The 11785-nt window shown below is 58.3% G+C and carries 12 protein-coding genes and 1 pseudogene; 11 read left to right on the forward strand and 2 right to left on the reverse strand.

Annotation, left to right across the window (positions count from 1 at the left end):
• Positions 1–2 precede the first annotated feature (2 nt).
• The 6 genes and pseudogenes from H4J77_RS07605 to H4J77_RS07630 all read left to right on the forward strand — a co-directional run.
• Positions 3–1544 (forward strand): ABC transporter ATP-binding protein, encoded by a 1542-nt coding sequence (locus H4J77_RS07605; RefSeq protein ID WP_182247787.1) that lies wholly within the window; start codon positions 3–5, stop codon positions 1542–1544.
• Positions 1541–2221: a cysteine hydrolase family protein gene (locus H4J77_RS07610; RefSeq protein WP_182247789.1), complete on the forward strand. Its 681-nt coding sequence runs from the start codon at positions 1541–1543 to the stop codon at positions 2219–2221. The genes H4J77_RS07605 and H4J77_RS07610 overlap by 4 nt, the downstream gene beginning before the upstream one ends.
• Complete coding sequence (gene hpxZ, locus H4J77_RS07615; RefSeq protein ID WP_182247791.1) at positions 2208–2600, forward strand: oxalurate catabolism protein HpxZ; 393 nt, start codon at positions 2208–2210, stop codon at positions 2598–2600. Before H4J77_RS07610 ends, hpxZ begins: the two co-directional genes overlap by 14 nt.
• Positions 2601–2606: 6 nt before the next feature.
• On the forward strand, positions 2607–3293 hold the full coding sequence (locus tag H4J77_RS07620) for a GntR family transcriptional regulator (RefSeq protein ID WP_182247793.1): 687 nt from the start codon (positions 2607–2609) through the stop codon (positions 3291–3293).
• 275 nt (positions 3294–3568) lie between these two features.
• A complete protein-coding gene (locus H4J77_RS07625; protein WP_177412380.1) occupies positions 3569–4507 on the forward strand; it encodes a cation diffusion facilitator family transporter in 939 nt (312 codons plus the stop codon).
• A gap of 12 nt (positions 4508–4519) precedes the next feature.
• Positions 4520–4624: pseudogene (locus tag H4J77_RS07630) on the forward strand (thioredoxin reductase); the annotation flags it as partial.
• Between the two features lie 117 nt (positions 4625–4741).
• On the opposite strand, the gene H4J77_RS07635 reads toward H4J77_RS07630, so the two are convergent.
• Positions 4742–5674, reverse strand: coding sequence for a formate/nitrite transporter family protein (locus tag H4J77_RS07635; RefSeq protein WP_218565814.1), 933 nt, complete (start codon positions 5672–5674; stop codon positions 4742–4744).
• A 114-nt stretch (positions 5675–5788) separates the two neighbouring features.
• A complete protein-coding gene (locus tag H4J77_RS07640; RefSeq protein WP_123891373.1) occupies positions 5789–6418 on the reverse strand; it encodes a glutathione S-transferase family protein in 630 nt (209 codons plus the stop codon).
• Between the two features lie 611 nt (positions 6419–7029).
• On the opposite strand from H4J77_RS07640, the gene H4J77_RS07645 reads away from it, so the two are divergent.
• The 5 genes from H4J77_RS07645 (at position 7030) to H4J77_RS07665 (ending at position 11374) form a co-directional block, all read left to right on the forward strand.
• Positions 7030–7470 carry a DUF2141 domain-containing protein gene (locus H4J77_RS07645; protein WP_123891374.1) on the forward strand — a complete coding sequence of 147 codons (441 nt, stop codon included), beginning with the start codon at positions 7030–7032 and terminating at the stop codon, positions 7468–7470.
• Between the two features lie 2 nt (positions 7471–7472).
• Positions 7473–8975, forward strand: coding sequence for a carotenoid oxygenase family protein (locus H4J77_RS07650; RefSeq protein WP_123891375.1), 1503 nt, complete (start codon positions 7473–7475; stop codon positions 8973–8975).
• Positions 8975–10039, forward strand: coding sequence for a sensor histidine kinase (locus tag H4J77_RS07655; RefSeq protein ID WP_182247795.1), 1065 nt, complete (start codon positions 8975–8977; stop codon positions 10037–10039). The genes H4J77_RS07650 and H4J77_RS07655 overlap by 1 nt, the downstream gene beginning before the upstream one ends.
• Positions 10036–10797 carry a LytTR family DNA-binding domain-containing protein gene (locus H4J77_RS07660; protein WP_182247797.1) on the forward strand — a complete coding sequence of 254 codons (762 nt, stop codon included), beginning with the start codon at positions 10036–10038 and terminating at the stop codon, positions 10795–10797. The genes H4J77_RS07655 and H4J77_RS07660 overlap by 4 nt, the downstream gene beginning before the upstream one ends.
• A gap of 133 nt (positions 10798–10930) precedes the next feature.
• Positions 10931–11374, forward strand: a complete 444-nt coding sequence (locus tag H4J77_RS07665; protein ID WP_182247799.1) for a YtoQ family protein — start codon at positions 10931–10933, stop codon at positions 11372–11374.
• The last annotated feature ends 411 nt before the right edge of the window (positions 11375–11785 follow it).

The raw sequence follows: 11785 nt of genomic DNA on the forward strand, positions 1-11785 counted from the left end.
TCATGCGAGCGCTTAGTCTGGAAACCATCGGCGCCGGCAAATCCTTTGGCAGCTTTCGTGCCCTGGGTGATGTCTCGATGAAAGTGCGCGCCGGTACGGTACACGCCTTGCTCGGCGAGAACGGCGCCGGTAAGAGCACGCTGGTAAAGGGCATCGTCGGTTATGGCCCGCTGGACGAGGGCAGCATCCTGATTGGCGGACGCGAGCAGACTATCGTTTCGCCACGGGACGCGCACGGGCTCGGCATCGGCATGGTATATCAGCACTTTACCGTGGCCCCCGGCCTCAGCGTTGCCGAGAACCTGGTGTTGTCACGCGGTGAGCTGCCCTGGCGTATCGACTGGAAGCAGGAGCGTGCCCGGCTAGCGGAATTTATGCAGCGCATGCCCTTCAACATCGATGGCGATCGGGCGGTCAGCGCGCTGGCGGCCGGTGAAAAACAGAAGCTGGAAATACTCAAACAGCTCTACCTGGATCGCCGCTTTATCATCCTTGATGAGCCGACCTCGGTGCTCACGCCGCAGGAAGCAGAAGAAGTACTGGGCTTGATGCGTGACCTGACCCGCGCGGGCGATCTGTCGGTGCTGATGATTACGCACAAGTTCTCCGAGGTCACTCGCTTTGCGGACGACGTTACCGTGCTGCGTCGTGGTCAACTGGTGGGCAGCAAGGCGGTTGCTGATACGGATGAAACCGAGCTGTCGACCTGGATGATGGGCGAAAGCCGCACGCAGGCAGCCGTGCTGGAACGCACCCGCAACGATGCCGAACGTGTGCCGGGGCTGGAAGTGAGCAATCTGCAGGTCGCCAATGATCGTGGCACGCTGGCGGTCAAGGGTGTTTCACTCAGTGTATTGCCCGGTGAGATCGTCGGCATTGCCGGTATCTCCGGCAACGGTCAGCGCGAGCTGACCGAGGCACTGCTGGGCCAGCGTCGGCGCAGTGCGGGCGAGATTCGCGTCAACGGTAGGCCCTATCAGGCGACCCGCACTGAGATGCAGCGCGAGCGCGTGTATAGCTTGCCGGAAGAACCCCTGCGCAATGCCTGTATCGCCGGCATGAGCGTGGCAGAAAACCTGGCCCTGCGTGATTACGATCACGCGCCGCTGTGCCGCAGCGGTTGGTTGATCAATCGCCGGGCTATTCGTCTGCGCGCGCGTGATCTGATCGAGCGCTTCAATGTACGCCCCAATGATCCGGATCGTCCCATCGGCACGCTATCGGGGGGCAATGTACAGCGTGCCGTGCTGGCGCGTGAACTGACCGAAGACGTGGCGGTATTGATTGTCTCCAACCCGGTATTCGGGCTCGACTTCGCCTCGGTAGAACTCATCCATCGCCGCCTGCTGGAAGCGCGCAATCGCGGCGCAGCAGTGCTCCTGCTCAGTGAAGATCTGGACGAACTGCTGGAGCTGTCGGATCGTATCCTGGTCATCCACGATGGTGAGATCAATCACCAGACGGTACCGGCAGAAGCCGAGCGCCAGGTACTGGGCCGCTATATGGCAGGCACCGAGCAAAACGAGCAGCAGGTAGCCTCATGATTGCCATAGACGCACAACCGAGCGCCTTTGTGTTTGACCCTGAGCGCACGGCGCTGGTGGTGATCGACATGCAGCGTGACTTCGTCGAGCCAGGCGGCTTTGGCGCCGCACTGGGTAACGACGTCACCCTGCTCAGAGCCATCATACCGGCGGTACAGCGGCTGCTGGCAACGGCCCGCTCGGCGGGGCTGCTGGTGATACACACGCGCGAATCGCACCAACCGGATTTATCCGATTGCCCGCCAGCCAAGCGCGAAGGCGCACCAGCTGGCATGCGTATTGGTGATCAAGGTCCCATGGGCCGCATTCTGGTGCGCGGCGAGCCAGGTAACGACATCCTGCCCGAGGTCGCGCCCTTGCCGGGTGAATGGATAATCGATAAACCGGGCAAGGGCATGTTCTACGCCACCGGTTTGCAGGAGCGGCTGGCGGAGCAGGGCATCGAATACCTGATCTTTGCCGGTGTCACCACCGAGGTGTGCGTGCAGACCAGCATGCGTGAAGCCAACGACCGTGGTTACCGCTGCCTGCTGATCGACGAGGCGACCGAAAGCTATTTCCCTGAATTCAAACAGGCAACGCTGGCAATGATTACCGCCCAGGGCGGGATCGTCGGCCGTGTTGCCCAGCTGCATGAGTTGCAGCGCGCATTAGGAGCTACGCATGACCGAGATTAACCTGCCGCAGGTGGTTCAAGAGGTGACAGACGCCTTTGTCGACTACGAACGCGCCCTGTTGGTAAACGAAATGGAAACCCTGGATGACTACTTCTGGGACAGCGAACATACCGTGCGCTACGGCGCAGCCGAAAACCTCTACGGTGCGCAGACTATCGCCGCCTATCGGCGTACCTGTGTGCCCGTCGGGCCGGGCCGTGAGTTGTATAACACGGTGGTGACCACCTTTGGCACCGACTACGCCACGGTGAGCACCCAGTTCCGCGATGGTGAAACCACTCTGGGTGGCCGCCAGATGCAGACTTGGGCGAAGCTGGAAGGGCGCTGGCAAGTGGTTGCGGCGCATGTCAGTATCGATTTGTCGACAGTCCAGGGATAAGCGCATATGGCGCAACCACAGCCCGCTTCATTGGCAGAGCAGGTTTATCATCGCCTCAAGCAGGATATCTTCGATTTTTACCTGCTGCCGCATGATCGCTTCAGCGAGAACCAGATAGCCGAACGCTACCAGGTATCTCGCACGCCAGTGCGCGACGCACTCTACCGGTTGGAACGCGAAGGCTATCTGGAAGTCGGCTTTCGCCGTGGCTGGTCGGTCAAACCGATTGATTTTGCACGTATAGACCATCTCTACGAAGTGCGTATAACCCTGGAGTCGGCGGCCATTGAAAAGCTCTGTTTGGCGCAGGATGTGCGCGAGCTGCTTGCGCCCCTGACCGCTACCTGGCTGGTTGAACCGGCGCAGCGCGAGACCGAAATGCAGGTCATGGCGGAGCTGGATGAGCAGTTCCATTGCGAGTTGCTGCGGTTGGCTGGCAACAATGAAATGACTCGCATTCATCTTGAGGTGTGTGAGCGCATTCGGATCGTGCGTCGCCTGGATTTCTACAAATCACACCGCATTGAGCAAACCTACGTCGAGCACGCGGATATCCTGCGTATGCTGGCTGCTCGCCGCAAGGATGAATGCCTGCGCATGCTGCGCGCGCATATCGAGCAAAGCCGTCAGGAAGTCCACAAAATCAGCGTTTCCATGCTGGAGGCCGCGCGGCAATTCTATTGCGCCGGTTAAACGCGTGATAACCCCATCCCGCATCACCGCGCCGATCTTCCTGGCTGAGCGCGCCGGACTTGCCACCGGGTCTTATTCTGCTTAGCTGATTGACCTGCAAAGTGCCCGCGGCATTCTCTGCTTGACCCTATAGCCGCTGCAGGGTTTTTAATAGCCCTGTTGATTGAACGCAGAACGCGCGGTGATCTTTCAGGCGCCGCCAGGTTTGATCAACCACTGGCTTTATAATCCTCAGCAGAGCGCCGCCACGAGGCGCGTAACAGGGCGTGAACGAGATGACCGAGCACAAGCATGATCATTCCCACGCGCATGACCATAGCCATGGCGCACACAGTCACAGCCATGGCAGCGGTAAGACGCTGTTTTTTGCGCTTATCTTCACCACCGCCTTTGCGGTGGTCGAAGTGTTTGGGGGGCTCATGGCCAACTCGCTGGCCTTGCTGTCCGACGCTGGCCACATGTTTACCGACTCGCTCTCACTCGGCGTAGGCGCCTTTTCCGCCTGGCTGGCCAACAAACCCGCCTCACGTCAGCATTCCTTCGGATTTCAGCGCGCCGAAGTATTGGGCGCACTCTTTAACGTCATCTTCATGTTTCTGGTCATCGTCTATATCGGCTATGAAGCCATACTGCGCATGCTCGACACGCCCGAGGTCAACGGTGCGACCGTGCTGCTGGTGGGCGGCCTGGGTTTGCTGGTGAATATCATCGTTGCCTGGGTGCTGATGCGCGGCGAGCAGGATATGAACGTGCGCGGGGCACTATTACACGTGATGGGTGATCTATTGGGCTCGGTCGCCGCTGTCGCCGCCGGTGCCATTATCTACTTTGGCGGGCCAGCGATCATGGACCCCATTCTCTCGCTGTTCGTCTGCCTGCTCATTCTGGTGTCAGCCGTCCGCTTGCTGCGCGCTGTTACCCGCGTACTGATGGAAGGCGTCCCACAAGGCATAGACCCGACAGAGGTCAGTCAAGCGCTGACGCAGATCGACGGCGTACACGCCGTACATGATCTGCACATTTGGAGTCTGTCTTCCAACAGCCATGCGCTGGCCGCCCACGTAGACCTGGATCACATGAGCCAATGGCAGGCGACGTTGCCGCAAATGCAAAGCACGCTGCGTGAGCGCTTTGGCATCGCGCACAGCACCTTGCAGCCGGAGGACGCGGCGCTCAGAATGGCGTGTGTGGTGGAGGCGGGGTGTGGCGCTTAACCAGCATTAAACAAGGTGGATGCCATGCGTGAGACCAGCGTTACTGGTGTGTTTGCCTGCGGTGATGCGGCGGTGGCTAACGGTAATGCCGCGACTGCCGTAGGTGAGGGCGCCTGAACCGGGGTGGCGGCGCATCAATCGTTGATGTTTCGTTAAGCCCTGTGGCAGGGGTCCGGGCTAAGTCGCTTACTAGCGGTAACCCGTCTACGCGGGTTACCGCTCGGCAAGGTCTTGTCAGCGCATCTCTTCATGCACCTGACCATGGGCAAGCATGGCGAACAGGCCCGTGCCACCCAGTACGTTACCGATAAGTACCGGCAAAATATGGTAGGTCAGGGCGGTGAGTATGTTCATGTCGTCGTTGAGTACCAGGAAGAAAATCTCGTTTGATCCGGCAATTACATGGGTGAAGCCCGCTACTGCGATCAGCCAGGTAAACATGACAATAACCAGCACCTCCGAGCCCTTGGCTGATGGCAGCATCCACACCAGTGCGGCAATCAAAAAGCCCGCCGGAATAGCGCGTAAAAAGGCCTCTGCGGGTGCCAGCTCCGCCACGTGCCGCGATATTTCGAGTACAGCCGTCAGCGTATCCGGGGTGATCACGCCGCCATAGGTACTGATCGCAGCCGTCAGGAAGGTGCCAACCAAATTAGCCGCGAGCACCACGCCCCATAGGCGAGCGGTGCAGTAAAACCGATTGCGCGATGGCTCAGCCAGCATAGGCAGTACAACGGTGATGGTGTTTTCAGTAAACAATTGCAGGCGGCACAGAATCACCAACACAAAACCAAAGGCGTAACCAAAGCTTTGCAGCAAGTCCAGGTAGGGATGATCCAGCCCGAGCTTGGCCTGGATAACGCCCTCGGTCAGCACCGACGTCGAAATACCAACCCCTGCCGCCACACCGGACCACCAGAGCGAGGTGACGGGCCGCTTCAGCTCTCCTTCACCTTCGCGCAAGATAACGGCGTACACCGAGAGCGCAGACAAGTTGCCATGCTCGTTTACCGCTTCGCGCTCGCCTTCGCTCAGCGACTCTTCGCTGGGATTTTGCGGCTGTTTCCTGGCTTCGCGCTCGCTCATTGGCTCGCGGGACTGATCTTGCTCCACATGCTCTGAATCGTCAGGCCGGGCGTTATGCCCACCACCTTCTTCGTGCTTCATTCAAGCGTTCTCCTGCTAACGAATACGCGTATTAGCTTGTTGCGGGCACGGGCCAGTGTCATCGATGAAGCTGCCTAAATGCTGCGTTGGCGTGCACTTGGCGTAGGCCTCACTTCAACTCGCTGCTTGATCATGCTTTCGTTCCAGCGCCTCGGCTTTGTGCGCTGCCGGACGCGCCAGAATGCGCTGCAAATAGGATTCAATATGGGGGAACTGTTTTAGACCGCGGCTTTCGCTAATCTTCTCAAACACAAAGGAATTTAAAATGTCTGCGCCGGTAAATTGCGCGCCGGTCAGATACTCCTTGTTAGCCAACTCGTCGTTCACGTAGGTCAGTACGTCTAGCATCTGCTCGCGTGCAAAGTCACCCAAAAAGCATTTCTGGCTGCTGTCGGCGCTCAACAGATAAAGCGTAATCAGCGGATAGGCCGCCGTGCCGTCTGCAAAATGCAGCCATTGAATATAACGCGCGTGCTCAAGCGTATGCGCTGCAGGCGCCAACGTATCTGCACCGTAGCGGCTGACCAGGTAATCAACAATGGCGCCGGATTCCGACAGCACCAGATCGCCATCTTCAATCACCGGCGACTTGGCCAAAGGATGCACGGCTTTAAGCGCAGCGGGCGCACGGCGAGTGACGCTGTCGCGTTGATAGGCAACCAATTGATATTCAACGCCAAGCTCTTCCAGCAACCAGATAATGCGCTTGGAACGTGATTGGTTCAGGTGATGTAAGGTGATCATGTGTGAGGCCTGCGCTGCTAATTAAGGAGGGTGGGGCGTGGTTCAGGCGTTCATCCTATCCACATTTGCCCGGTGTTGAACACCTGAGCGGGTTTTCAGACGGTAATGTGCTGTTAAAACTGCGCGGTGGCTCAAAAGGATAGAGTCGTTGCCGGAGTATTGGGCCGCGCCTTGAACAAATACACGCCTTTTTACATGTCTTGGCGGATTACATCTTCCAATAACCAGGAGTTAACGTTAATTAGCGATCAGCTCAAAGCGCGCGCTGGCGCATTTTTTTTGTCCGCGATAGTTGGGCTTGAAAGGGCTGAAATTGTCATGCCTGAACGCTTTTTGCCTGCTGTCGAGTTTGCGGGGAGGCATAGGGAAAATGCATTTCTGGCATGACCACATAGAGGTTCGCTGTTCTGCTAATCCCCGGTACTGCCTGGATACTGGCCGGGCACATCGGCTCTTAATGATGGTCTCCGGCAGGAATGCTGGTTCCTTTTCGCACGTCAGCCATTCTCTGCGTTTTATCGCACCGTACGGCGTTCTATCGCAAATCCGTCTTTGCCCGCGGGTAGAGCTGTCAGATTGAGCTTATCGATCACGACACGGAGCACCTAGCGATGCGATATAACCCCACACTCCTCAGATTTTCCCTCTTTGCAGGCACGCTGGCCGTCTGTTTAAGCGCACAGAGTGCCGATCTTCAGATTGATATCAGCAATGCGGAGCAGGGCAATGGCCTGGTTTATTTCGCGCTGTATGACTCGGCAGAGGCTTATGCAGGGCAGCACATGCGCGAAGTGGCGGTTTCCACAGAGACTGGTCAGCTTCCGTCTGCGGTCTTCACCGGTTTGCCGCCTGGTGCTTATGCAATCACGGTTTTTCAAGATGCAAACGCCAACCGCAAGCTCGACACCAACCTGATCGGACTACCCAGCGAACCTTTCGGGTTCAGCCAAAATGCCATGGGCGCTATGGGCCCGCCGGATTTTGCTGCAGCCGCAGTCAACTTGTCGGCAGACGATGAAACCCAGGTAATCAACATTGAGCTGAGGAATTAATCATGAATCGTCGTGAGCTATTGCAGCAGATGTTGATGGGTAGCGCCGCCGCCATGTTGGTGCCCATGAGTCTGGCCCGGGCCGCCGGGAAATCTGACAGCATGATCGGCGGTGGGTCAGCAAAGCCATGGCTGCTCGGTTATCAAAGCGTGCAGCAGAACAGCCTGAGCAGCGATTCGTTGCGCGTGAGCGGCCGCTGGCCAGCGGCGCTGCAAGGCAGCTTCTATCGCAACATGCCGGCCCGATTTGAGCGCGGCGGGCAACGCTACCAGCACTGGTTCGACGGTGACGGCATGCTTCAGGCGTTTCGGTTAAACGGCGGCAGCGTTGCCCATCACGGCCGGTTCATCGAAACGCATAAATTCCGTGTTGACGAGCGCGCTGGACGGCTCCTCACGCCCGCTTTCGGTACACGGCTGGCGGGTATGGAAGCGGTCTCCGCTCCAGACGACATGAACGTGGCCAATGTGAGCGTGACCTGGCATGGCGAGCGCTTGATGTCCCTGTGGGACGCAGGCTCAGCCTGGGAACTCGATCCGCGGACGCTCGATACCATCGGCCCGGTGACTTGGCGCGACGATCTACAGGGTGTGCCGTTTTCTGCCCATCCGCGTAAGGATCCCGATGGCAGCCTGTGGAATTTCGGCGCGGCTGGCCAGATGCTGGTGATCTATCACATTGCCGCCGATGGCACGCTAAAGAAAGCTGAAGGCATCCCGGTGCCTGATTTGCCGATGGTGCACGATTTTGCCGTGACGGAGCGGCACCTGATATTCCTGTTGCCGCCCATGGTGATGGAGGTAGATCGTTATGCGGCCGGCCACAGCGTGCTCGATAGCTACCAGTGGCACGCGGACCAGCCAATGCGAATACTCACTATGGACAAGAATGATTGGTCCAAACAACGCTGGTATGAGCTGCCGCCCGGCTTTGTGTTTCATCTGGGTAACGCTTGGGAAGAAGCTGGGGGTACTATTCGGTTTGACTACCTGCGTTACGCCGATGCCCGCGTGTTGACCGAGAGTTTCCGTGAGGTCATGACGGGCGATTATGTGGATGGACACCATGCGCAGCTTGCACAGGTCACGCTCTACCCTGACAGCGGCCGTGCCGAGCAGGCGCTGTTGCCGGGTAACTGCGAGTTTCCGACACTGGATCCGCGTGCCATTGGCCAGCGGCAGCGTTACCTGGTGTTGGCCGAGGCCACCGGCGACATCAGCCACCCGGGATTCAATGCGCTGAGGAGAATCGATCTGAACCGACAAAACGAGCAACACTACCGTTTCGACGAAGGCATCATAGTAGAGGAGCACCTGGTGATTCCCAAAACGACCGATGCCCCTGAAGGCGAAGCCTGGCTGCTCGGTACCGTACTGGACACCAAAGCCGGTATCACCCGCCTGACATTGTTTGATGCAGCGCACCTGCAGGATGGCCCCATCGCTCAGGCGGCGCTGCCCTACAGTCTGCCTTTGGGCTTTCACGGCCACTTTGTGCGCAGTTGATGACGAGCCGATCAGGTCATTCTGACGCGCAGCGCGCGCATCAGCCCTCACTCTGGTTGAAGCTGCCAGCAGTGGCCCTTTGGGGCATGGCTATCGTGTTCAACACGGTGATCGCCCTGTTTTTGACGGCTATCGACTACGGCGGCTCGCTGATGGTGAACTGGGTATTTTCCCAGTGCATCGGATTGACCATAACCGCCTTGGTGGCCCTGAACCTCAGCGTTATCCATGCTCGCCCCTGGCGCGCAGTAGGCCTGGGCTTGGCCGTGGTTATGGGCTCCATGCTGGGCACCGGGCTCGCACTGGTGGTTACCGGTGTTTCCGAATTCGATACATCCGGTGCACGGGCGTTCTGGCAGGCGGTGTTTATTGGCCTGGTGTTTGGCGCTGGCGTTACCATGCTTGCCTTCTATCGCGAGCGCACCTTGCGCAGCGAGCAAGCCCTTGATGCCGAGCGCCTCAAGCTTCTGCAGGGTGAAAAGGCGCAGGTAGAGACCGAGTTACGCCTGCTGCAGGCCCAAGTCGAACCGCACTTTTTGTTCAATACGCTGGCGATTCTGCGTGGTTTGATCGGCCGTGATCCGCTGGCCGGCAAACAGCTGCTTGACCACTTGATCGACTATCTAAGAGCAAGCCTGTCTCATAGCCGCTGCGATCAGGCAACGCTGGGCGAAGAACTGGCATTGCTAGACAGCTACCTCACCATTATGCAGTTCCGCATGGGCGAGCGACTGACCTTCAGCATTAAGATTGCCGATGAACTGCGCAGCCAGCCGCTGGCACCTATGCTGCTGCAACCCCTGGTGGAAAATGCCATTCGCCACGGCCTGGAGCCCAAAACCGGGCCTGGCCGGGTATGGATAACGGTGTCGAGTATCGGCGATGCTATTCAGATGCAAGTAGGGGACGACGGTATGGGCTTCAGCAACAGCGGCTCCGCCGGGACCGGGTTGGCCAATATCCGCGCCCGCCTTGCCACCCTCTATGAGGGTCGCGCTGCCCTCACTATGGAAGACAACGACCATGGTGGCGTGACCGCCACCTTGAGGGTGCCACGCACATGAGCGTCAAGGTGCTGATTGCAGACGATGAGCCGGAACTGGTCCGCGAGCTGGATCGTCAACTGCGCCAGGCCTGGCCGGGGCTGGTTGCCATCGTGCATGCCACCGATGGTATGGAGGCCTTGCACTTGCTGGAACAGACGCAACCGCAAATCGCCTTTCTGGATATCCGCATGCCCGGCCTGAGCGGCCTGGAGGTGGCCGCTCAGCTGCGTCAGCCGTGCCAGATCGTGTTCGTGACGGCCTACGATCAATACGCGGTCGACGCCTTTGAACGCGAGGCCGTGGATTATCTGCTCAAACCGGTACGCGAAGATCGCCTGCAAGTCACTGTTGAGCGTCTAAAGCAGCGGCTGGCCAGTGGTGCCCCCATGGGTGGCGATCTAGTAGCGCTTATGGCAAAAGTTACCCAGATGCTTGAACCCGCACCGGTGGCGCCGCTGCAGTGGTTGCAGGCCTCGGTAGGTGAACGCATACGGCTGATTGCGGCCGATGAAGTGCTGTACCTGCGCTCCGAAGACAAATACACCGTTCTGCACACCGCTGACGGTCATTACCCCATCCGCACGCCGCTAAAGGAGTTAGAGCCGCGACTGGATGGCGAGCACTTCTGGCGCATTCACCGCAACTGCATTGTGAATGCCCGCTATGTGCAATCCATTAGCCGGGACTTTCGCGGTTGTTTGAATCTCAGTTTGAAAGGCTGTGCCGATAAACTCGTCGTCAGCCGCAGCTACGCCGAGCGATTTAGACCACTGTGAACCAGTCCTAGGCCACTTTATCTTTCGCTGGTCTATCTATTGATGCAGTGGCTGGGCTGCGGCTCTAGGCTCCGTAAGCGCAACGAGGTCTGGTACCCTAAGCCCAAATTCCCGAACACAACTGAGGTGCCGCATGATCTGGACTGTTTATCTATCCGGTGAGATCCACACTGATTGGCGCGAACAGATTCAAGCCGGTGCAGAAGCCGCCGGGTTGCCGGTAGAGTTCACCGCCCCTGTCACCCATCACGAATCCAGCGATGCGGCTGGCGATGTGCTGGGCAAGCCCGAGGTGCCGTTCTGGCGCGATCACCAGTCCGCCAAGGTCAATGGCATTCGCACCAAGACGCTACTGGAGCAGTGCGATGTAGCTGTTATCCGCTTTGGCGATAAATACAAACAGTGGAACGCCGCCTTTGACGCCGGCTACTGCGCCGCCATGGGCACGCCCTACATTACCCTGCACGATGAAGACATCATCCATCCGCTGAAGGAAGTGGACGCAGCAGCGATGGCCTGGGCGCAGACGCCGGAGCAGGTGGTTGAGGTATTGAAGTACGTTACGTCAGCCAAGTAGCCCCGTTGTCCTATATGCCTTGTTTGGGTGGAGCTCTATTGCGGTGTAATTGCCTTAGCAATTGAATAAAAGCTGGCCGACTAAATGCACGCCTTATACGTGCCCAACCGCTGGGCACGCTGGCTCTGCACACTGGGAGTGCCAACGATATTTCCTTCGAGCTGGCAATCAGTCTGAGCAGAATAAAAACAGCTCGACCAGCACAGAGTCAGAAGAATTGATGTTCATCTGACTCCAATTACTGTTGGAGGAACTGGTATTGGTTTTGGTTTGAATGACTGCTATCGGCCCAGAGTGTGTAAAAACACTTTCCGTATGTTGGAGGCCTAAGCACAGCGCTCTTGGGCGAGGCGATTTCCCGAACATTTGCCAAGGTCAGCCCCGGTAGCGCGTCAGATCGTGTATGAAGCG

The sequence above is a fragment of the Pseudomonas sp. 5Ae-yellow genome, from assembly GCF_014077575.1.
GTDB classification, from domain to species: Bacteria; Pseudomonadota; Gammaproteobacteria; order Pseudomonadales; family Pseudomonadaceae; genus Halopseudomonas; species Halopseudomonas neustonica.